This window comes from Nonomuraea fuscirosea, assembly GCF_003001935.1.
GTDB lineage: Bacteria > Actinomycetota > Actinomycetes > Streptosporangiales > Streptosporangiaceae > Nonomuraea > Nonomuraea fuscirosea.
In genome coordinates this window covers 98,155-119,870 of record NZ_PVNG01000012.1, presented here as the reverse complement: position 1 = coordinate 119,870, position 21,716 = coordinate 98,155, and the positions used below count along the sequence as shown (strand labels likewise).

General features: G+C 72.6%; 19 protein-coding genes and 1 riboswitch. All 19 genes read right to left on the bottom strand.

The genetic code is table 11. The annotated features are described in order from the left end of the window. Nucleotides 1-38: 38 nt before the first annotated feature. The 19 genes from B0I32_RS27130 to mihF all read right to left on the bottom strand — a co-directional run bounded on the left by B0I32_RS27130 (nt 39) and on the right by mihF (nt 21,655). Complete coding sequence (locus tag B0I32_RS27130; RefSeq protein WP_181307827.1) at nt 39-1,256, bottom strand: bifunctional 3,4-dihydroxy-2-butanone-4-phosphate synthase/GTP cyclohydrolase II; 1,218 nt, start codon at nt 1,254-1,256, stop codon at nt 39-41. Continuing rightward, on the bottom strand, nt 1,253-1,921 hold the full coding sequence (locus B0I32_RS27125) for a nicotinamide mononucleotide transporter family protein (RefSeq protein ID WP_106244563.1): 669 nt from the start codon (nt 1,919-1,921) through the stop codon (nt 1,253-1,255). The genes B0I32_RS27130 and B0I32_RS27125 overlap by 4 nt, the downstream gene beginning before the upstream one ends. Next, nucleotides 1,918-2,508 (bottom strand): riboflavin synthase, encoded by a 591-nt coding sequence (locus B0I32_RS27120; protein WP_106244562.1) that lies wholly within the window; start codon nt 2,506-2,508, stop codon nt 1,918-1,920. Before B0I32_RS27120 ends, B0I32_RS27125 begins: the two co-directional genes overlap by 4 nt. Beyond that, nucleotides 2,508-3,968 (bottom strand): bifunctional diaminohydroxyphosphoribosylaminopyrimidine deaminase/5-amino-6-(5-phosphoribosylamino)uracil reductase RibD, encoded by a 1,461-nt coding sequence (gene ribD / locus B0I32_RS60075; protein ID WP_245956054.1) that lies wholly within the window; start codon nt 3,966-3,968, stop codon nt 2,508-2,510. Before ribD ends, B0I32_RS27120 begins: the two co-directional genes overlap by 1 nt. A 110-nt stretch (nt 3,969-4,078) precedes the next feature. Continuing rightward, nucleotides 4,079-4,209, bottom strand: a riboswitch (FMN riboswitch). A gap of 77 nt (nt 4,210-4,286) precedes the next feature. After that, nucleotides 4,287-5,096 (bottom strand): oxygenase MpaB family protein, encoded by an 810-nt coding sequence (locus tag B0I32_RS27105; protein ID WP_106244560.1) that lies wholly within the window; start codon nt 5,094-5,096, stop codon nt 4,287-4,289. A gap of 153 nt (nt 5,097-5,249) precedes the next feature. Then, nucleotides 5,250-5,912 carry a ribulose-phosphate 3-epimerase gene (gene rpe / locus B0I32_RS27100; RefSeq protein ID WP_106244558.1) on the bottom strand — a complete coding sequence of 221 codons (663 nt, stop codon included), beginning with the start codon at nt 5,910-5,912 and terminating at the stop codon, nt 5,250-5,252. A 145-nt stretch (nt 5,913-6,057) separates the two neighbouring features. Next, the gene (locus B0I32_RS27095; RefSeq protein ID WP_106244557.1) at nt 6,058-7,035 is read right to left on the bottom strand and encodes a phosphatase PAP2 family protein; all 978 of its coding nucleotides are present in this window, start codon (nt 7,033-7,035) and stop codon (nt 6,058-6,060) included. Nucleotides 7,036-7,173: 138 nt separating this feature from the next. After that, nucleotides 7,174-8,946, bottom strand: coding sequence for an RsmB/NOP family class I SAM-dependent RNA methyltransferase (locus B0I32_RS60070; protein WP_245956053.1), 1,773 nt, complete (start codon nt 8,944-8,946; stop codon nt 7,174-7,176). An 82-nt stretch (nt 8,947-9,028) separates the two neighbouring features. After that, nucleotides 9,029-9,955 (bottom strand): methionyl-tRNA formyltransferase, encoded by a 927-nt coding sequence (fmt, locus tag B0I32_RS27080; RefSeq protein WP_106244555.1) that lies wholly within the window; start codon nt 9,953-9,955, stop codon nt 9,029-9,031. Nucleotides 9,956-9,959: 4 nt separating this feature from the next. After that, the gene (gene def, locus B0I32_RS27075) at nt 9,960-10,508 is read right to left on the bottom strand and encodes a peptide deformylase (protein ID WP_106244554.1); all 549 of its coding nucleotides are present in this window, start codon (nt 10,506-10,508) and stop codon (nt 9,960-9,962) included. A gap of 60 nt (nt 10,509-10,568) precedes the next feature. Beyond that, nucleotides 10,569-11,921 carry a hypothetical protein gene (locus B0I32_RS27070; protein WP_106244552.1) on the bottom strand — a complete coding sequence of 451 codons (1,353 nt, stop codon included), beginning with the start codon at nt 11,919-11,921 and terminating at the stop codon, nt 10,569-10,571. Nucleotides 11,922-11,958: 37 nt separating this feature from the next. Next, nucleotides 11,959-13,428, bottom strand: a complete 1,470-nt coding sequence (locus B0I32_RS27065; protein WP_106244550.1) for a hypothetical protein — start codon at nt 13,426-13,428, stop codon at nt 11,959-11,961. A 49-nt stretch (nt 13,429-13,477) separates the two neighbouring features. Beyond that, entirely contained in the window at nt 13,478-16,282 is a 2,805-nt protein-coding gene (locus tag B0I32_RS60065) for a primosomal protein N' (protein ID WP_425438114.1), read from the bottom strand. A gap of 1,013 nt (nt 16,283-17,295) precedes the next feature. Continuing rightward, nucleotides 17,296-18,483, bottom strand: coding sequence for a methionine adenosyltransferase (gene metK / locus B0I32_RS27050; protein WP_106244549.1), 1,188 nt, complete (start codon nt 18,481-18,483; stop codon nt 17,296-17,298). Between the two features lie 128 nt (nt 18,484-18,611). Then, entirely contained in the window at nt 18,612-18,974 is a 363-nt protein-coding gene (locus B0I32_RS27045; protein WP_181307825.1) for a hypothetical protein, read from the bottom strand. Nucleotides 18,975-19,103: 129 nt separating this feature from the next. Next, nucleotides 19,104-20,339: a bifunctional phosphopantothenoylcysteine decarboxylase/phosphopantothenate--cysteine ligase CoaBC gene (coaBC, locus tag B0I32_RS27040; protein ID WP_106244547.1), complete on the bottom strand. Its 1,236-nt coding sequence runs from the start codon at nt 20,337-20,339 to the stop codon at nt 19,104-19,106. A gap of 8 nt (nt 20,340-20,347) precedes the next feature. Then, complete coding sequence (rpoZ, locus tag B0I32_RS27035; RefSeq protein WP_043638590.1) at nt 20,348-20,617, bottom strand: DNA-directed RNA polymerase subunit omega; 270 nt, start codon at nt 20,615-20,617, stop codon at nt 20,348-20,350. A 5-nt stretch (nt 20,618-20,622) separates the two neighbouring features. After that, on the bottom strand, nt 20,623-21,210 hold the full coding sequence (gmk, locus tag B0I32_RS27030; RefSeq protein WP_106244888.1) for a guanylate kinase: 588 nt from the start codon (nt 21,208-21,210) through the stop codon (nt 20,623-20,625). A 121-nt stretch (nt 21,211-21,331) separates the two neighbouring features. After that, nucleotides 21,332-21,655: an integration host factor, actinobacterial type gene (gene mihF / locus B0I32_RS27025; protein ID WP_020541698.1), complete on the bottom strand. Its 324-nt coding sequence runs from the start codon at nt 21,653-21,655 to the stop codon at nt 21,332-21,334. Between the last annotated feature and the right edge of the window lie 61 nt (nt 21,656-21,716).

Genomic DNA, 21,716 nt, shown 5'->3' with positions numbered 1-21,716 from the left:
GTGACTGCTGTGCCCGACGTGCCCGGCGCGGGCCCGACTCACGACGCCTCCGAGATGTCGTGGCCGAGGCGGTCGCGCTTGGCCCTGAGGTAACGCTCGTTGTACGGGTTCATCGCCACGGGCATGGGCTCGCGGCCGAGGACCTTGATGCCGTAGCCGTCCATGCCCTTGAGCTTGGCCGGGTTGTTGGTCAGCAGCCGTACCGACTTGACGCCGAGGTCGGCCAGGATCTGGCCCGCGTTGGAGAACTCGCGCGCGTCCACCGGCAGCCCCAGCTCCACGTTGGCGTCGACGGTGTCGCTGCCGTTGTCCTGGAGACTGTAGGCGCGCAGTTTGGCCAGCAGCCCGATGCCGCGCCCCTCGTGGCCGCGCAGGTAGACGATCACGCCCCGGCCCTCCTGGGCGATGGCGGACATGGCGTGGTCGAGCTGCACCCCGCAGTCGCAGCGCAGCGAGCCGAACACGTCACCGGTCAGGCATTCGGAGTGGGCCCTGACCAGGATGTTCTCGCCGCCGGCCAGGTCGCCGAAGACGAGCGCCACGTGCTCGCCGCCGTCGAGCGCGCTGGCGTAGCCGAAGGCCCGCCACATCCCGTACGCGTTCGGCAGCCGCGTCTCGGCGACCCGTGTCACCATGCTCTCGGCCCGCCGCCGGTAGTCGACGAGCTGCTCGATGGACACCAGCGCGAGATCGTGCTCGTCGGCGAAGCGGCGCAGCTCGGGCAGCCGGGCCATGGTGCCGTCGTCGTTGACGACCTCGGCCAGCGCCCCCGCCGACGACAGCCCGGCCAGCCGGGCCAGGTCGACGGCCGCCTCGGTGTGACCGCGCCGGGCCAGCACGCCGCCCTCGTGGTAACGCAGCGGGAAGACGTGTCCCGGGCGGACGAGCTCGTTGGGCTCGGTGGCCGAGTCGGCGAGCGTGCGGATCGTCCTGGCCCGGTCGGCCGCCGAGATGCCCGTGGTGACGCCGTCGCGGGCGTCCACGGTGATCGTGTACGCCGTGCGCATGCGTTCCTTGTTGTGGAACACCATGAGCGGCAGGCCGAGCCGGTCGAGCTCCTTGCCGTCCATGGCCACGCAGATCATGCCGCTGGTGTGCCTGATCGTGAACGTGCACAGCTCGGGCGTGGCCTTGGCCGCGGCGAAGATGAGGTCGCCCTCGTTCTCCCTGTTCTCGTCGTCGACGACCACCACGGGCTTGCCGGCCCGGATGTCCTCGATCGCGCGCTCGATCGGGTCGAGCGTGATGCCGCTCACTGTGCCACCGCCACTTCCGCTTCCACCGGCCGCGCGGAACGGTATTCGCGCAGCCATTTCACGAACCCGACCAGCACCAGAACGAAGAAGATGCCGTACACGTAGCCGGAGACCACCAGGCCCGAGCTGAACGCGAGCGGCACCCCGACCAGGTCCACGGCCACCCACACGATCCAGAAGTCCACGAACGCCCGGCCCTGCGCCCAGGTGGCCAGCGCGCTGCCGACGAAGATGTAGGCGTCGGCGGCCACCAGGAAGGCGCCCTTCGGCAGCGGCTCGTGCGCGCCCCACGACAGGCCGGTCGCGTAGAACAGCAGCCCCACCACGACGGTGCCCAGCACCATGAGGCCGATCATGACCAGCCGCTCCCACACCGGGGCGGGCCTGACGGCCAGCTTCCTGCCGTCCTGGGTGCCGCGCCGCCACGCCCACCAGCCGTAGATCGCCAGCCCCGCGAACAACGCCTGCTTGAGCGCGTTACCGGTGATGTGCGCGTTGATCGAGGCGATGAACAGCAGCACCGAGCCGGTGAACTGCACCGGCCACGTCCACATCGACTTACGCATGGCCAGCAGGACCGTCGACAGGGCGGCGATGTTGCCGACCAGATCGGTCCAGAGCACATGGGTGCCGAATATCTCGAATCCGGCCTCGGCCCAGTTCACTGCCTGACCACCAGCCTCTCCACATACTTCGCGATCACGTCGACCTCGATGTTCACCATGTCTCCCACCTGGCGTCCGGCCATGGTGGTGAGCTTCAGCGTGGTCGGGATGAGGCTCACGCCGAAGCTTTCGTCGTCAACCGTGGTGACCGTCAGGCTGATTCCGTCGATCGCGATCGAGCCCTTCTCCGCGACGTAGCGGCCCAGCGCGGGCGACAGGGAGAAGCGCAGGTCGTCCCAGCTCTCGCCGGGGTCTCGCGACAGCAGCACGGCGGTTCCGTCCACGTGGCCCTGCACGATGTGGCCGCCGAGGCGCTGGTCGGCGCGGACGGCCCGCTCCAGGTTCACCGCGGAGCCCTCGGTGAGGGCGCCGAGTGAGCTGCGTTCGAGCGACTCCTTGATCACGTCCACCGTGAACACGTCGCCCGTGACCTCCACGACCGTGAGGCACACGCCGTTGACGGCGATCGAGTCGCCGTGTTTCGCGTCGGAGGTGACGACCGGGCCGCGCACCGACAGCAGGGCTCCGCCGCCCTCCTGCCTGATCGCCACCACTTCGCCCAATTCCTCGATGATTCCGGTGAACATCACTTCTCCCTGCCTGGTTGGGGGTTGGGCCGGGCGATCAGCCGTAGGTCCGGCCCTATCTGGGAAATTTCGTCAAATGTCAGGCGAGGCAACTCGCCGATCGTGCGGACCCCGGCATCGCCGAGCGCCGCCCGCCCGGAGCCGAGCAGCGCCGGCGCCACGTACGCCACCACCCGATCGACCAGGCCCTGCCCGACGAACGAGCCGGCCAGCGTCGGGCCGCCCTCCAGGAAGACGCTCACGACGCCGCGCGCGGCCAGCTCCCGCAGCAGCGCCTCCAGGTCCAGCCCGGCGCCGCGGCGCGGCACGCGTACCAGATCGACCTCGTGGGTCGGCGCGGACGACTCGCCGCTCTCACGGCCCGGCGCGGACGACTCGCCTGCCTCGCGGTCCGGCGCGTGCGGCGGGGCGGCCGCGCGACCTGGCGCGGGCAGCAGGTCGGTCTCGATGCCGGTACGGGCGTCGTCGGCGACGGCGACGAGGGTGGGCGCCTGGCCGTCGAGGACCCGGGCGGACGGGGGTGTCCTGCCGTCGGGATCGACCACCACCCGCAGCGGCACCCGCACCCGCGGGCGATCGCCCGCGTGATGGCCGGGGTGATGGCCGGGGTGATCGCCCGCGTGATGGCCTGGATGATCGCCCAGGTGATTGCCCGGGTGATCGCGGGGGTGATCGCGGGGGTGATCGCCCGCCCGATCACCGGGGAGACCGGGAACGCTGGGGATGCCCTGGATGCCCTGGATGTCGGTAATGCCGGAAACGCTGGGGATGCCTGGAACGCCGGGGACGCGGGAGACGCCGGCGGGCCCCTCGCCGGGGGTGGAGGGGCGGGCCGTCAGGCGGGGGTCGTCGGCGAGGACGGTGCCGATGCCCGCGACGATCGCGTCGGCGGCGGCCCGCAGCCGGTGCACGTCGGCCCTGGCCTCAGGGGAGGTGATCCACTGGCTGGTGCCGTCCTCGGCGGCCGACCTGCCGTCGAGGGTCGCGGCGAACTTCCAGGTCACGTGGGGCCGGCCGAGCCGCGCGTACGTCAGCCACTCCTCGTTGACCCGCTCGGCCCGCTCGGCGAGCACCCCGGAGGTGACCTCGACGCCGTGGGCGCGCAGCCGGGCCGCGCCGCCGGCGGCCTTGGGGGTGGGATCGGGCACGGCGATGACCACGCGGGCCACTCCGGCGTCGAGGAGGGCGCGGCTGCACGGCCCGGTGCGGCCGGTGTGGTCGCAGGGTTCGAGGGTGACGTAGGCCGTGCCGCCCTTGGCCCGCTCTCCGGCCTGCGCCAGCGCGACGATCTCGGCGTGGGGCCCGCCCGCGTACGCGTGGAAGCCCTCTCCGGCGACCTGGCCCGCGGAGTCGAGCACGACGCAGCCCACGACGGGGTTGGGGCTGGTGGTGCCGTGTCCGCGCCCGGCCAGCTCGACGGCGCGCGCCATGGGGGCGACGTCTTCGGCGGGTATCTCCACCCGGGGTCTCCTACTCGCCAGTAGCTCCAAGCCATGGCGGGCCCCGGGGGATCTCGCCGCGGCGCAACCTCGTGCACCACGGCAGGCGCCCGGCTGGGACGCCGGACACCTCGCGCGCTTCCTCCCATCCGGACTTTAACCGTCGGTCCCGGAATTTCACCGAGTCAACCGGCCGATGGCATCGGCCGGGTCGCGGACTGTCACCGCCGGTTCGGAATTTCACCGACCCCGGAGCACGCTAGCTCTCTTTCGCCATCCAGTCTGCCATGCCCGTCGCGGGAAGCGCGACCGCCCCCGCCTGTTTGACCAAGCGCTCGTTCAAGCAGCCATGATCCGGTGCGCGCGCCGCGCCGCCGGGCTGTACCGCACCTGCCCGGGGACCAGGCCGAGCCCGGTGTGCAGCGTACGCAGCGTCGCGGTGGCCCACAGGTCGCCGACCGGTGTCGCGGGCAGGCCGTAGAGCCGGCGCGCCCAGCGCGGCAGCGTGGCGAACGCGAGCAGGGTCAGCGCCGGCATGGCGGGCTTGAGCGGGGTCAGCAGGCGCGGGAGCGGCGCGTTGAGCGACAGCCGCAGCGGATGGGCCGCCTCGGGCACGAAGCGCAGCCCGGGACGTTCGGCGTCGATGTAGTCGCGCAGCTCGCCGACCGAGCCGGGCACGTCCTGCGGATCGAGGCCCACCACCTCGGCCGCCCGCCGCCACTCGGCGACGAACGTGTCGGCCTCGTCGTCCGACAGGCGCACCCCGGCGCGGCGGGCCACCGACAGGTAGGAGTCGACCTCGCCCACGTGCACCCACCGCAGCGCGTCGGGTTCGTCGAGGCGGAAGGTGCGGCCGGTGTCGGGGTCGTAGGCGGTCAGGCTGGCGTGGATCTTGCGTACGCGGCGGCCGGCGCGCTCGACCTCGGCCAGGGTGCCGTAGGTGCGCACGCGGACGAACTCGGTCGTGCGGACGAACCGCGACCAGGACTCGTGCGGATCCATGAGCGCGGAGTTCTGCAGGACGCCGCGCATCGCCCGCGGATGCAGCCCCTGCATCAGCAGCGCACGGAAGCCGCCCACCAGCAGGATCGGCTCACCCATCACCCGCCACGTCACCGAGCGGGGCCCGAAGATGCCATGGTCGCTCATAAGTGAAGAGTTACCCAGCTGACGGGCCCTTCATGTCACACCTTCCGGCCCCGCCGTCACGTCACGGCTCCACGTTCACCGCTTCGTGCCACCACTCCACGTCACGGCTGCACGTCACGGCTGCACGTCACGGCTTCGTGCCACCGCCGCGTGTCACGAAGTGGCGCGGACGGCGGCGGCGCGGAGCTCGTCGATCGCGGCCACCGGGTCGGAGGCCCCGTAGACGGCGCTGCCCGCGACGAACACGTCGGCGCCCGCCGAGGCGCAGCGCTCGATGGTGCCGGCGTCCACACCGCCGTCGACCTGCAGCCAGACCCTGCCGCCGTGCCGGCCGATGAGCTCACGCGCCCGCCGGATCTTCGGCAGCACCACGTCGAGGAACTTCTGCCCGCCGAACCCCGGCTCCACGGTCATCAGCAGCAGCATGTCGACCTCGCCCAGCAGGTCCTCGTACGGCTCCACGGGGGTGGCCGGGCTGAGCGCGAGACCGGCCCTGGCGCCGAGGGAGCGGATCTCCCGCAGCGTACGGATCGGCGCCTTGGCCGCCTCCGCGTGGATCGTCACGCTGCCCGCCCCCGCCTCCGCGTACTGCGGCGCCCAGCGGTCGGGGTCGGCGATCATGAGGTGGCAGTCGAGCGGCGTGTCGGTCGCCTTGCGCAGCGCCTCGACCACGGGCAGCCCGAGGGTCAGGTTGGGCACGAAGTGGTAGTCCATGACGTCGACGTGCAGCCAGTCGGCATTCGGCACGGCGGCGGCCTCGTCGGCGAGCCTGGCGAAGTCGGCGGCGAGGATGCTGGGCGAGATCTGTACGGCCATGATGGCCCAGTCTATTGACACCTCCAGGTCTCCTGGCCGCCCACGCCCGCACTGCCCCGGCTGCTCTGGTCGCTCGTCCACGCCCCGGGCCGCCCTGGCCGTCCGCCCGCAACCGCACCGCCTCGACCGGCCTCGTGGGACCGTCTCAGCGGACGGCCTGCTCCCGGGCGGCTCGCGACATGAGCCCGAGCCTGATGAACAGCACGGGTGCGCCCACCTGCACCCACAGGGCCAGCAGCACGTATCCGGCGTACGTCGTCACCGCACCGCCCGGCAGCAGTTCGCGTCCGGCGTACCAGATGGCCACCGCCACGACCGTGCCGAGAGCCCAGCGGGCGGCGCGCAACCGCAGCGGACCGCCCGCGTCGAACCAGCCGAGCCGGTACATGATCGAGGTGCCGGCCAGCGTGCCCAGCAGCACGCCCGCCATGATGACGATCGGCTCCAGGCTCTCGGGATCGATCGTCCCGGCCGAGCTCCAGCTGCTCGGCACGACCCATCCGGCGTACGGCGAGCCGGCCAGCGCGGCGGCGCCGATCAGCGCGGCCGACAGGCCCGCCGAGGCGACGAGCTGCGCCCACAGCGGAAGGCCCCGCCACCAGCGCGTGGCGGGCCGCTCCAGCCGGTTCGCCACGAGCAGCACGACCAGCCCCAGGAGCACCCCGGCGACCACGTCGGAGATGAAGTGCACGCCCAGGTACACCCTGCTCAGGCACACCAGCGCGATCAGCGCCCCCGCCGCCCACCACGCCCACGGCCGGCCCACCGCGGCGGCGAGCCGGCCCAGGCCCGCGGTGCCGTTCTGGGCGTGCCCCGACGGCAGCCCGAACGCTCCCTCGGCCGACAGCGGCTGGACCCTGGCGTCGATCCAGTACGGCCTGGGCTGGTGCAGGGCCAGCTTGCCGATCACGTTCGTGGCGGCGGCCAGCAGCACCACGAAACCGAGCCGGAGACCCAGCGCCGGGCTGACGCACCAGTAGAGCACCGGCAGGCAGAGCAGGAAGAACGTGTCCGTGCCGAACACCGACACCGACGCCAGCACTGGGCGTACGGCGTCGGGCAGGCCCTGCAGCCAGATGATCGGCCCCAGCTCCGCCATGTGCAGGTCGTCGAGGAGATCCACGCCGTCGATCGGACCACACCCCCACCCCCCACACCAGACCACACGCCCCGACGCCCCCGAGCCACTGAGACACACGGCACCCGCGCTCCCCCACACCCCAGCACAGGCAGCCAGAGGCCGAAGCTCCAGGGGCGGGGGTCAGGGGCGCTTGCGCAGGAGGGACAGGAACATGGCGTCGGTGCCGTGGCGGTGGGGCCAGAACTGGGCGTGCGGACCGTCGCCGAGCCCGTCCACCTCGGGCAGGTAGGCGCGGGCGTCGAGCTGTTCGACGTCGTCCCTGCGGGCCAGCACGTCGCCGATCACGACCCGGGTCTCGGCCAGGTGCGGGGAGCAGGTGACGTAGGCGACGACGCCTCCTGGACGTACCGCGTCGAGTGCCGTCCGGAGCAGGCTCCGCTGCAGTTTGCCCAGCTCGGCGATGCCGGCGGGGTCGCGACGCCAGCGCGCCTCCGGTCGCCGCCGCAGCGCGCCCAGCCCGGTGCAGGGCGCGTCGAGCATGACCCGGTCGAACACGCCGGGCCGCCACGCGGGCTCCGTGCCGTCGGCCGTGACGACCGTCGCGTCCCTGGTCGTCTCCCACACCAGCCGCGCCCGGTGATACTGCACGTCGGCGGCCAGCACCCGCGCCCCACCGGGAAACGCCTCAGCCGAACCCGAGCCCGGCTCCGAGCCTGAGGCCCTACCGACACCCGAGCCCGTACCGACACCCGAACCTGTACCGATGCCCGAGCCTGTGCCGACGCCCGAACCCGGTTCCACGCCCGAACCCGAACTCACTTCCGTACCGGAGTCCACGCCAGAACCCGAGCTCACGCCCGTACCGGACTCCACGCCCGAACCCGAGCTCACGCCCGTACCGGAGTCCACGTCCGAGCCCCCGCCGGCCCCGTCCACCGTACGAGCGGCACCGGCGCGGCGGGATTCGCTGTCCAGGCCGGCCAGGTCGCCGTGGACGGCGATGGCGTCCAGGAGCCCGGCCTTGCCTCCGGGCCCCGCGCACATGTCGAGCCACACCTCGTCCCCGTCGCCGTCGAGCGGCACCCGGGTCAGGGCGAGCGCCACCAGCTGGCTGGCCTCGTCCTGGACGGCGGCGCGCGTCTCGGCCACCGCCTCGATCTGCCCGGGGTCGCCCTCGCGCAGGTAGGCGGCGTACGGGGAGTAGCGGCCCGGCAGGGCGCCCGTCTCTTCGAGCTCCTCCACCGAGCTGCGCCCCGGCCGCGCCACGAGCGTCACCAGAGGCCTGGCGTTGTCGGCGGCGAGCAGGTCGGCGAGCTCGTCGGTGCGCCCCCCACCCGGCCCGAGCGCGTCGCGGAAGGCGGAGACGATCCACCGGGGATGGCCGTGGGCGACGGCGAGGTGACCGACGGGGTCGGCGGCCGGGTCGGGCGCGACGATGGGCACCCATTCCTCGATCGTCCTCGACCCGATCTTGCGCAGCACCGCGTTGACGAACTTGGCCGCTCCCTGACCGATGCGCAGGCGTACGAGATCAACGGTGGTGCCGACGGCGGCGTGCGGCGGGACGCGCATGCGCAGCAGCTGGTGGGCGCCGAGCCGCAGCGCGTCGCGCACGTCGGGGTCGGGCTCACGGTCGCTGCACATCTCGATGACGGCGTCGTAGGTGCCGAGCCCGCGCAGGGTCCCGTAGGCGAGCTCGGTCGCCAGCGCGGCGTCGCGCCCCTTGATGCCGCGCTCGCGCAGGAGACGTGGCAGAAGCAGGTTGGCGTACGCGTCCCGCTCGTCGACGGCGCGTACGACGTCGTAGGCGGCGTTGCGGGCCGGGTCGCGGGCGGGCCTGCGCGGCCCTCCCGAGCGGTCGCCGCCGCCCCGGCCGCCACCCGATCCACCGCTCCTGCCGCGGCCCGAGCCGTCGCCCCGGCCGCCGGATCCCTGGTGCCCCCTGGTCTTCATCCCGTCGAACTCTCATCCAGGCCCGGACGGGCGGTCGGTCGTACGTGTGCGGCCCGCTTGGGGCAGGAGGCGGCGGGCTCGGTCACGTGAAGCTCTCCTTGGCCTCCGGGCGGACCCCGCGGGCCCACTCGCCGGCCTGCATCTGCCGTTTGCCCTGCGGTTGCACCTCGCCCAGCAGCAGCGCGTCGGTGGCGGTGCCGACCAGCACGCTCGTCTTGGTGGCGACGATCTCTCCCGGCGCCGGGCGCTCGCCCTCGGCCACCCGCGCCGCCCCCAGCTTCACCCGCTGGCCGCGGAACTCCGTCCACGCTCCCGGGCCGGGCGTGCAGGCCCGGATCAGCCGGTCGACGTGCATGGCGGGCTTGGTCCAGTCGACGCGGGCGTCCGCGACGGAGATCTTGGGCGCGATGGTGACGCCGTCGGCCGGCTGCGGCCTGGCCTCCAGGGTGCCGTCCTCGACGCCGTCGAGGGTGGCGGCGAGCAGCCCGGCCCCGGAGACCGACAGCCGCTCCAGCAGCGTCCCGCTGGTGTCGGAGGCACGGATCTCCTCGGTCACCACGCCGTAGACGGGCCCGGCGTCCAGCTCTTTGACGATCTGGAACGTGCTCGCCCCGGTGATCTCGTCGCCGTGCAGGATGGCGTGCTGCACGGGGGCCGCTCCACGCCAGGCGGGCAGGAGCGAGAAGTGCAGGTTGATCCAGCCGTGCCGGGGAATGTCGAGCGCCACCTGCGGCAGCAGCGCGCCGTAGGCCACGACGGGGCAGCAGTCGGGCGCGAGGGCCCGCAGCCGGTCGAGGAAGGCCGGGTCGCCGGCCTTCTGCGGGCGCAGCACCTCGATGCCCGCTTCCTCGGCGAGCTCGGCCACCGGCGACGGGTGGACCTTGCGCCCCCGGCCCGACTGGGCGTCGGGGCGGGTGACGACGGCCACGACGTCGTGCCGGGGCGAGTCGATCAGGGTGCGCAGCGACGGCAGCGCCGTCTCGGGCGTGCCCGCGAAGACCAGGCGCATGCTGTCAGAGTGCCTTTCCGCCGGTGGCGTGGGGCGACATCCTGATCACGGGGGCGGCCAGGCCGCTCCACTCCGCCTCGCGCACGGCCTTCATGGCCAGCTTGCGCTGCTTGGGGTCCATCCGGTCGATGAACAGGATGCCGTCGAGGTGGTCGGTCTCGTGCTGGAAGCACCGGGCCATCAGGTCGGTGCCCTCCAGCATGACGGGCTCGCCGTGCATGTTGAAGCCCTTGGCCACGGCGCGGACGGCGCGCGGCGTCGGGAACGACAGGCCGGGGAAGGACAGGCAGCCCTCCTCGCCCTCCTCGTCGCACTCGTCGGACAGGTCGAGGTCGGGGTTGATCAGGTGACCGACCTGGTCGTCGACGTAGTAGGTGAACACGCGCAGCCCGACGCCGATCTGCGGCGCGGCGAGGCCGGCGCCCGGTGCGTCCATCATCGTGTCGGTGAGGTCTTTGACCAGCTTGCGGAGCTCCTTGTCGAAGTCGGCGACGGGGGTCGCCGGGGTGCGCAGCACCGGGTCTCCGAACAGCCGGATGGGCTGGATCGCCAAGGGGTCACTCCGTTTCTCGGTACGCGGGACCAGGTCAGTTTAGTGCAGGCACGGACCCCGCTACCGGCCCTGGCCCGCCGTCCGCGAGCGGGTGTGGGCCAGCGAACGGGCCTTCATCGCGGCCTTGCGCGCGGCCTTCACCACGGCCTGGTCGTCGTGGGCCGTGGCCAGCATGTCGAGGACGGCGATCGTGTCGGGATGGCCGACCGCGGGCATCTCGCGTACCAGCTTGATCAGGTCTTCGCCCGGCTCGGGCGGGTCGAGCCGGCCGGCGGCGGGCGCCGACAGGTGCATGAGCGCCGCCAGGGAGTCGACCGCGATCCAGGTGTGGTCGTCGGAGCTGAGCGTGGGGGCGGGCAGGTCGCGGATGTGCAGCCAGGAGGCGGCGTAGCGGCGCATCAGGGGATGGTCGAGCGCCTCCCGGACGGGGGCCTCGGCCTCGGGGCCGAGCTCCTCCAGGATGGCGCCGACGGCGCCGCGCTGGCCGGCCGTGCCGGACTTGGCGATCTCGATCAGGTCGCGGGCGGCCGACTCGGGCGCGCGGCGCTCCAGCCACCCGGCCACCGCGCTCTGCGTGGCGCTGCCCTTGACCAGCGCCTCCACCAGCTCGGCCGCGGACAGGTCGGCGAACACCTCCACCTCGGCCGCGGTCGGCGCGTCGTGCCCCTCGCGCAGCAGGTCGCGGCGGACGGCCCAGACGCCGAGCGGGGTGAGCGCGGTGCGGCCGGCCGGGGTCTGCTCGACCAGGCCGCAGTAGGTCAGCAGCGACAGCGCCTCCAGGAGCTCCGCGGGCAGCGCGGCGGCGATCCTGCGCATCTCGACCGGGCCGGGCGCGCAGGCGACCTCATGGGACTGCAGGATGCCCCGCGCGAGGTTGGCGGTGGCCACGCCGGAGCGCACGGAGTAGATCGTGGCCAGCATCTCGGCCAGGTGGCCGTCCACCACGGCCGAGCCGGTCAGCCCCTCGTCGGCGCGGTCGAGGACGTCCATCACCACGCCGTCCCAGAACTCCAGCGTGGCCTCCACCGTGAGCTGCATCGACAGCGGCCCGCGCGAGGCCCGCCCGCCGAGGATCTGCAGCAGCCCGGTGTTGACGGCGACGATCCAGATGAGGCGCAGCCGCGCCGCAGGCAGGCCGAGGTCGTCTGCCGCGGCGGCCGCGTCGGCCTCGCTCAGGTGCCCCTCCTGGCTGACCTGGCGGTTGCCCGTCCAGGTGGTGAGCCTGATCGCGTCGGCGACGAGCGGCACCGCGGGCACCGCCTTGGCCAGCTCCGCGTCGGGGGCGAGGAGGACCGGCGGGAACGTCAGCGCCTCGTGCTCCACGGGAGTCTCCTCAGGGGGCCGTGGCGGCACGGCGGCCTGCTCATCGATCAGCTTGCGCAGCTCGGCGAGGTCGAAGACATTGTTTGCCACCCACGAAACTTACTGCACACCGGTCACATGAGCGTACTCAACGGATGGCGCGGGAGCGGGCTTTGAACGCGGCCTTACGCGCCGCCTTGGCCACCGTGCCGTCGGTGATCGAGCGTCCGAGCAGTTCGAGTACGTCGACGACGTCGGGATGGTCGACCCGCCACATCTCCTCGATGAGATGAGCGGGAGGACCGGAGGCCGCCATGTTCTCGGCGAAGATCTCCGGCTCCTCCTGGGCCGCGGGCATCGCCAGCGCCAGCATGTCGACGCTGACCCAGAGCAGCTCCTCCTGGGTGAGCTGCGGCGCGGGCAGGCCCCGCGCGGCCAGCCAGTGGATGGCGTGCGGCCGCAGCTCCTGGTCCTCCAGGTAGTCGCGGATCTGGGCCTCGGCCTCCGCGCCGAGCCGGTCGACGATGGTGATGGCGATGCCGCGGGCCACGGCGGGCGCGCCGGAGGCGGCGGCGAGCAGCTCGGCGGCGGCCTCCCCCGGCACCCGGCCGGACAGCCAGCGGTCGATGTCGGCCTCGGCCAGCTCGGTCGGCACGCCTTCGAGCAGTCCTTCGATGAGCTCGCGCGCGTCGGCCTCGGCCAGGTCGGGGGCCTGGGGAGCCTCGACGCCGAGGGAGAGGTAGTGCTCGCGCAGCGCCCAGACGCCCAGCGGCGTGAGCTCCGCGGTGTCGCCGGAGACCTGGAGCATGCCGCTCCACTCCAGCCTGCCGAGCACGGCGTCCAGGTCGGCGCCGCCGTCGCCGGCGATCTCGTCGAGGTAGTCGCCGACCACGGTGACGGGCACCCGTACCTGGAGGCGATAGAGCATGTCGAACAGGTCGTAGAGGCTCTCGTCGAGCTCCGCCGAGCCGGTGACGGCGCCGGCGTTGTCCTGTTCGAGCAGGCGGGCGACACGCGCCGCCCAGGCGTCGAGCGGGTCGTCGCCGCCGGGCAGCGGCTCCACGGCCAGCATCGGGACGCCCGCCAGCGCGGCGCGCAGCTCGTCGGGCCCGGCCAGCCGGACGGCGGGCAGCGGGGTGCAGCCGGGGCAGTCGCAGGGCGCCTCGCCCAGGTCGGGCAGCTCGCCCGAGGGGATGGCCACCGACTGCTCGAGCGATTCCGGGCCGATGGAGCTGAACAGGCTCTTGGCCATGCCGAAGTTCGCCTCGTCGGCGAGGGCGCCGGGCATGCGGGTGGCGATGTCGTCGAGCCGCTCGCGCATCAGCGCCACGGTGGCCGCGCTCACGTGGCCCGCCTCGCTGAGGTGGTCGACGAGGGTACGGGCGGCGGCGACGGTCTCGGGCGCGCTCTCCGGCGGGGCGATGACCTTGCGCGGGTAGATGGACAGCAGCAGCTCGTCGAAGGTCTCGGGAGTGAAATCGCCCAGTTCGTTGACGTTGAGGTAGTCGCTGGCGTAGTCGCAGAGCAGGCGGACCTCGTCCGCGTCCACTTCGACTTCCCGCGCCCGCCCCCAAGCACGCAGGTCGTCGATGGCCTGGTTCACCCATTCGATCGACACAGGGGCACGCTAACGGCTACCCACGGGATGAGCGAATCGGGGAAACGGTCTAAATCAGGTCGAGTGGGTCGACACTCACCCTCACGACATCAGGCGTCTTACGCGCCGCACGCACCCCACTGGCCCCTTTGAGCGCGGCGGCCAGCGCGGCGCCTCCCGCCCGGCGTACCCGGATCATGGCGCGTTCCTGGCCGGCCTCGTCCACCGGCACGGGGCCGAGGACCTGGGCGTCGGCGGGCAGGCGTACCTCGTCGAGCATCTGCCTGACCGCGCTCGCCACGCCGGTGAGCGTGGCCATCCGCACCGCCGGCGGGAAGCCCAGCTCGGCGCGGTCGCCGAGTTCGCGCTCGGCGTGGGTGACCGGATCCCACCGCAGCAGCGCCTGTACGGCGGGCAGCGCGGCGTCACCGAGCACCACCAGCTCGGCGGCGGGGCGCAGGAGGGCGGCGGCGTTCATCCACCTGCGCACGGTCTCCTCCCCCGCCCGCAGGTCGGCCCGCCCGAGCAGCGCCCATCCGTCGAGCAGCACGGCCGCCGCGTAGCCGCCGTCCGCCACCGGCTCCGCGCCGGGGGTGGACACGACGAGCGCGCGGGTGCCCGGCACGGTGGCCAGCACGCCGTCACGGCCGGACGTGCGGACCGGCACGGACGGGAAGGCCCGGCCCAGCTCCTCCGCCGTGCGCCTGGCCCCCGTGACCACCGCGCGCAGCCGCGGGCTGCCGCAGGAGGCGCAGCGCCAGTCGGCGTCCACCCGGCCGCACCAGCGGCAGTACGGCGCCGCGTGGCCGCCTCTCAGCGCGAGCGGGCCGTGGCACAGCGGGGCCGGCTCGGCCAGCGGCACCTCGGCCTGGGGCTCCCGCACGGCCGTCTTGGTGGGGGGCAGGGCGCAGCGGGCCGGGGTACGGCAGTGCTGGCAGGCCAGGGAGGGCAGATAGCCGCGCCTGGGCACCTGGACGAGCACGGGGCCGCTCTCCAGCCCGTGACGCAGGGCCCGCCAGGCGATGCTCGGCAGCCGGGCCTGCCTGGCCGCCTGGTCCTTGGCCAGCTCGGCGTCCTCGCCGGCCGGGTGCACGCGCGGGGCCAGGCTCCTGATCGTCGTACGGGCGGCCACGATCGGCCTGGCCCAGCCGCCGGCGACGAGTTGGGTGGCCTCGGCGGTACGCGCGTAGCCGCCGATCAGCATCCCCGCCCCCGCCCTGTGTGCGCGCAGGCCGAGCACCTCGCGGGCGTGCGGGTAGGGGGCCAGGCGCTCGGCGTGCAGGTCGTCGCCGTCGTCCCAGATGGCGACCAGGCCGAGCCCTGTGACGGGGGCGAACATGGCGGCCCTGGTGCCCACGACGGCGCGCACCTGACCTCTCAGCACCTTCAGCCACCGCCGGTACCGCTCCGCGGGCCCCAGGTCGGCCGTCAGCGCCACGTGCCTGCCGGGGCCGAGCAGGCGGGCGAACGCGGCGTCGGCCAGCGCCACGTCCTTGCCGTCGGGAACCACGACGACCGCTCCCCTGCCACCGTCCAGCGTGGCCCGCACAGCCTCGGCCACGGCCCCCGCCCAGCCCTTCGCACCGGGCAACGCCGACCACACCGCCCGGGGTGCCCGCCCGTCCCGCAACGCCCCGAGAAACGAGGCCCCCGCCGGATACGCATCCCACGCACTCGCCTCCGCCGCCACCTCCCCGACCCGACCCGCCTTACCACCGGCCGGCTTACGGGAAGGCTCGGGAGACGCGGCTTGAGTGGACCCGACCTCGGAGGACCCGGCTCCGGAGGAAACCACCCGTTCAAGCGCAGACCCCTCCGCCTGCGAAGCCCCCGCCGCCTTGCCCTCGCCCACCTGGCCCACGGCCTTCGGGATGGCTGATCCCGGGACACCTGATCCCGGGACACCTGATCCCGGGACACCTGATCCCGGGACACCTGATCCCGGGGTAGCGGATCCCGGGGTAGCGGACTCCCGGGTGGCCTCTCCCAGGACGGCCGATCCCGGGGTGGTCGCTCCCGGGACAGCGGATTCCGGGGTGGCCGATCCCGGGGTGGCGGACTCCCGGGTGGCCTCTCCCGAGACAGCCGATCCCGGGGTGGCCGATGCCGGCGTGGCGGATCCTGGAGTGGCGGATCCTGGAGTGGCCGATCCCGGGACAGCGGATTCCGGGGTGGCCGATCCCGGCGTCACCGCGTGCGGCGTCGTTGCTTGCGGCGTCGCGGGCTCCGGCCGATCGGGCAGTCCCGCCTCCTTGCGAACCTCCGCCTCCTTGCGAACCCCTGCCTTCTCGGGGACTCCCGCAACCTGGGGGACCCCCGCCTCCTTGGGGACCCCCGCCTCCTTGGGGACCCCCGCCTCCTTGGAAATTCTCGCCTTGGAGACCCCCGCAACTTGGGGGACCCCCGTCCCCTTGGAGACCTCCGCCTCCTTCAGGCCCTCTGCCTCCGCCTTGGCGTGGCGGGGTGGCACGGCCAGGCGCAGGACGTCGGTCAGGGTGCCCGCGTATCGGTCGGCGACCGCCCTGGCCAGGCCGGCGATCTCGGGGGTGAGCACCTGCTCGGGCGACACCACCCGTTCGAGTGGAGTGAGCTTGCCCTCGTGCTCACTCGCCGCCACTCGTTCCAGCAGGAACCCGTCCACGAGCTTGCCCGCGAACCGCACCCGCACCCGCACACCCGGCTGAGCCGTCTCATGCAGTGATGCGGGGATCAGGTAGTCGAAGAGCCGGTCGAGGTGCGGCAGCGGACTGTCCACGGCGACCCGCGCCACGGGGTCCTCCGGAGCCGGGACAGGCGCCCCTTTGGTGTCCTTCGCCGACGTCGCGGGCCGCACGGCTTCGAGCGGCAGGAGGGCGTCGTCGGAGGAGTGGCTCACGCATAACGTCTACCAGACCTCCACCCCCAGCAACGCCCACGCCCCATCGCCCACCCGAACGCCCACCGTCATGTTGCTCCAGCCCACCGACGACACCCCAGCAGCCGCCAGCACCACGGCGGGCCTGGCACGGCAGGGCGCGTCCGCACCACGGACGCGTCGGCCCGACGCGATGGCAGCGCCCCCACCGCAGACGACACCAGTGCGGGCATGGCACGGCACTCCCCCCACACGGGCATGTCCGGCACCCCGCCAGCCGCAACGGTAAGCCTCGTGAGAGTCCGACCGTGTCCACCCCACCATGCCGCTGATTCCTGCGCGGCCCACACGGCGCCATCGCACTCCACGCGCCACCGCAACGGCGCAGCACAGCACAGCTGTCACCGAGCCCCCCTGACATCCGTGCGGCACGGCATCCCTGCGTCACGGCATCCTTGGGCCTATAGCGGCCGTGACGCCATCGCGACCGTGACGCCATCGCGACCGTGACGGCAGTGCGACCGTGACGGAGCCGCGACCGCGACGGAGCGCGCTTGGCCTATGGAAGGCGTCGCGCGACCGCTCCCCCACGAGGCGCATCCCCTTGCGAGGAGGTACTTCGTCCCGTGGCAGCACCGGCGCCCGCAGGTGCGCCGACCCGTCGGGGCGCGCCGGGCCGGGCGAGCACGCCCCGTCGGGGCGCAAAGCCTTGCCGACGCCATTGACGCGGGTACGCCGTCACACAGGTACGCCAGTCGCGCGAGTACGCGGCCCGTACGACGCGCGAAGCCGTGTGGAATGCGTGACGACCGGTGCCACCCCGAGGAAGGCGCCGGTCGTCGGGGACAGTCTGGAGCGCCCGCAGCGCAGGCCAGACCGCAGGGTGAGGCCAGACCACAGGTCAAGTCAGGCCGTAAGCCAAGCCCAGCCAGGCCACAGGTCAAGCCAAGCCCGGCCAGACCAGGCCCGGCGGCCGGACCGGGTCAGACCAGGCCCGGCGGCCGGACCGGGTCAGGCTGGGCTGTGGTGGGTGGTCAGAGGCCGGCGGCGGTGCGCAGGGCCTCGGCGCGGTCGGTGGACTCCCAGGAGAAGCCCTCGCGGCCGAAGTGGCCGTAGGCGGCGGTCTCCGAGTAGATCGGACGCAGCAGGTCGAGATCGCGGATGATCGCGGCCGGGCGCAGGTCGAACACCTGCAGCACGGCGGCCTGGATCTTCTCCACTTCCAGCTTCTCGGTGCCGAAGCACTCGACGAACAGACCCACCGGCTGCGCCTTGCCGATCGCGTACGCCACCTGCACCTCGCACCGGTCGGCGAGGCCGGCCGCGACGACGTTCTTGGCGACCCAGCGCATGGCGTAGGCGGCGGAGCGGTCGACCTTGGACGGGTCCTTGCCGGAGAAGGCGCCGCCGCCGTGGCGGGCCATGCCGCCGTAGGTGTCGATGATGATCTTGCGGCCGGTGAGGCCGGCGTCGCCCATGGGCCCGCCGATCTCGAAGCGCCCGGTCGGGTTGACCAGCAGCCGGTAGCCCTCGGTGTCGATCTCGATGCCCGCGAGCACGGGGTCGACCACGTGCTCCTTGATGTCGGGCGTCAGCATCTCCTTGAGGTCGATCTCGGCCGCGTGCTGCGTGGAGACGACCACGGTGTCGAGGCGGACCGGCGTGTCGCCGTCGTACTCGATGGTGACCTGGGTCTTGCCGTCGGGGCGCAGGTAGGGGACCGTGCCGGTCTTGCGCACCTCGGACAGGCGCTGGGCCAGCCGGTGGGCGAGGGTGATCGGCAGCGGCATCAGCTCGGGGGTCTCGCGGCAGGCGTAGCCGAACATGAGGCCCTGGTCGCCGGCGCCCTGGCGGTCGAGCTCGTCGCCGTCGCCGCCCACGCGGTGCTCGTAGGCGTCGTCGACGCCCTGGGCGATGTCGGGCGACTGCGCGCCGATGGACACCGACACGCCGCAGGAGGCGCCGTCGAAGCCCTTGTGCGAGGCGTCGTAGCCGATCTCGAGGATCTTCTCCCGAATGACGCCGGGGATGTCGACGTAGGTCTCGGTCGTGACCTCGCCTGCGACATGGACCTGGCCGGTAGTGATCAGAGTCTCGACGGCGACACGGCTCTTGGGGTCGTCCTTCAGCATGGTGTCGAGAATCGCGTCACTGATCTGGTCAGCGATCTTGTCCGGGTGGCCCTCGGTGACCGACTCGGAGGTGAACAGGCGACGTGACAACTCAGTGGCTCCTCATGCAGCGGCTGCTGACGTATGTAAGGCCCGGGGCGCATGAGCATGCCTGGGCCTCGCCGAAGTCTAGCCCTACCCGGCGCCCGGTCGCGAAACCGTCCACCATGTGGCCGCGGTCACAGTTCGGGCAGCGGATCGGGCGGGAGGGTCTCCGGCGCGAACATCTCCGCGTCGGCGGCCGACACCACGGCGGCGTACTCCTCGTCGAACTCGAACACCATCGATCCCACCTCGATCACGTGGCCGGGCAGGATGGGCCCGAGCCTGGTGTCGCGCGGGAACTCCGCGAACACCGACACGGGCCGATCGGAGCGCAGTGTCCTGGTGGCCAGGACGGATATGGCGGAACTGGTGACCACGATGAGGAAGTTCCCCGTTCCCTCCGCCCCCGAGCAGAAGGCGGGGAAGACGTAGTGAATCTCCCCTTGGTCTCCGAGCAGCGTCCTACAACGATCCCTGACAGCGGAACCCACCGGCATTCCATCCCCCTTCGACCTCAGTATCCGCAGGCGTCCGGGGGTGTTGCAACAGGTGATCGAGTAATTGGTTATGAACGGTTTTGTACGACAGATGGATGTCGTGTCCAGTACGCGGGGTTTGGGGGCGTTTCAGGGGAGACGGGCGGCCACGAGGTCCCAGACCACGTCGGCCAGGTCCTCCTTGGGCCCGAACGGCACCTCGACCGCCTCACCGCCCGCCACCAGCACGGTGGCCGCGTTGCCGGCGGTGCCGAAGGCCAGCCCCTCCCCCACCTGGTTGACGACCAGGAGGTCGCACCCCTTGCGGGCGAGCTTGGCCTGCCCGTTGGCGAGCACGTCGTGCGTCTCGGCCGCGAACCCGACGATCACTCGTGGCGGCACCGCACCCGGACCCGCTTCCCGATCTCCGTCCGTGAGGGCGGTGCGCGCGGCGCGGCGGCGTTCGCCGAGTTCGGCGAGGATGTCGGGGTTCTTGACCAGCCGGATGGCCTCGGGCTCGCCGTCCGTCTTCTTGATCTTGGCGTCGTGGCGCGACTCGGGACGGAAGTCGGCGACCGCGGCGGCCATGACCACCACGTCGGCGTCAGCGGAGGCGGACAGCACGGCCTCGCGCAGCTCCGCCGTGGACTCGACCCGTACGATCGCGGCCCCGGCGGGGTCGGGAAGGGTGACGTTGGCCGCGACGAGCGTCACCTCGGCGCCCCTGGCGGCGGCGGTCCTGGCCAGGGCGTAGCCCTGCAGCCCCGAGGAGCGGTTGCCGATGAAGCGGACGGGGTCGATGGCCTCGCGGGTGCCGCCCGCGGAGACGACGACCTTGCGCCCGGCCAGGTCACGGGGCCGCCCGGCGAGCACGCGCAGGCACGCCTGGAAGATCTCGGCGGGGTCGGGCAGCCGCCCAGGCCCGGTGTCGGCGCCGGTGAGCCGGCCGGCCGCGGGGTCGATCACGACGGCCCCGCGCGAGCGGAGCGTCGCGACGTTGGCGCGGGTGGCGGCGTGCTGCCACATCTCGGTGTGCATCGCGGGCGCGAAGACGACCGGGCACGTGGCCGTGAGCAGCGTGTTGGTCAGCAGATCGCCGGCCAGCCCGTGAGCGGCCCTGGCCAGCACGTCGGCCGTCGCGGGCGCCACCACGACGAGATCGGCACCCTTGCCGATCCGCACGTGGGGCACCTCGTGGACGTCGTCCCACACCTCCGCCGACACGGGGTGGCCCGACAGGGCGGCCCAGGTGGGCGCGCCCACGAACTTCAGGGCCTCGCGGGTCGGGACGACCCGCACCTCGTGGCCGGACTCGGTGAACAGGCGCAGCAGCTCGCACGCCTTGTACGCGGCGATGCCACCGCTGACGCCCAGGACGACCTTCATCGAAGGGGTCAGACCGCGCCTTCGATGGGCTCGGCGTTGAGCAGGCCCTCGGAGACCTCCCGCAGCGCGATGGACAGCGGCTTCTCCTGAGCGTGCGTCTCGACCAGCGGCCCGACGTATTCGAGCAGGCCCTCGCCGAGCTGGGAGTAGTAGGCGTTGATCTGGCGGGCGCGCTTGGCACCCATGATCACCAAAGAGTATTTGCTGTCGACGATGTCGAGCAGCGCGTCGATCGGCGGGTTGGTGATGCCCTCCGCGGCCGGGGTGGTGCCTGCCACGATTGTCAGACCTCTCGGTTGGTGGTTGTCGTGACCCCCTGAGGGTCAGTCATCAAGGCTATCAGGCGATGGCACACGTCTTGGACGCTCGTGTTCACCAAGGTGAGGTCGAACTCGTTCTCGGCCGCCATCTCGACCCGCCCGGCCTCCAGCCGGCGCGCGATGACGTCCTCCGGCTCGGTGCCGCGTCCGCGCAGCCGCTTCTCCAGCTCTTCCCAGCTGGGCGGGGCCAGGAAGATCAGCAGCGCCTCCGGCATGCTGGCCCGCACCTGGCGGGCGCCTTCGAGGTCGATCTCCAGCAGGGTCGGGACCCCGTTGGCGAGTTTCTTCAGCACCGGCTCGCGCGGCGTGCCGTAGCGGTTGCCCGCGAACTCGGCCCACTCGAGCAGCTCGCCGCCGTCCACCAGCCGGTCGAACTCCTCGCCGTCGACGAAGAAGTAGTGGACCCCGTTGACCTCGCCGGGCCGGGGCCTCCTGGTGGTCACCGAGACCGACAGCCACACCTCGGGGTGTGCCCGCCGGAGCTCGGCGACTACCGTGGACTTACCGACGCCCGACGGCCCGGAAAGGACCGTCAGGCGTTTCTCTCTCAGGGGCGGGAAGCCGACCTCCGCTCCGGGTCCGACCGCCTCGTGGGCACTGACATCGCCGGACCAGGACCTGTCGGTCACTTCCTACCCCCCGTTGAACCCGCGCTTTCCTGTGGAACAGAGATTAGCTCTCGTTGCCACCGAACTCGCGCTCGAGGGAGGCCCTCTGGTTCGCACCGAGACCCCGCACGCGGCGGGACTCGGCGATGGCGAGCCGCTCCATGAGCTGCTTGGCGCGGACCTTGCCCACGCCGGGGAGCGATTCCAACAAAGCCGACACCTTCATCTTGCCGATGACGTCGTCGGTCTGCCCATCCTTGAGCACCTCAGCCAGAGAAACCGCGCCATGCTTGAGCCGGTTCTTGACCTCGGCACGCTCTTTACGGGCCTTGGCAGCCTTCTCCAGGGCTGCGGCGCGCTGCTCAGGGGTCAGGGGAGGAAGAGCCACGCCGGGTCACCTCGAATTTCTGTCGATGTACTCGGACGGGAAGGGAAACTAGCTGGTCATC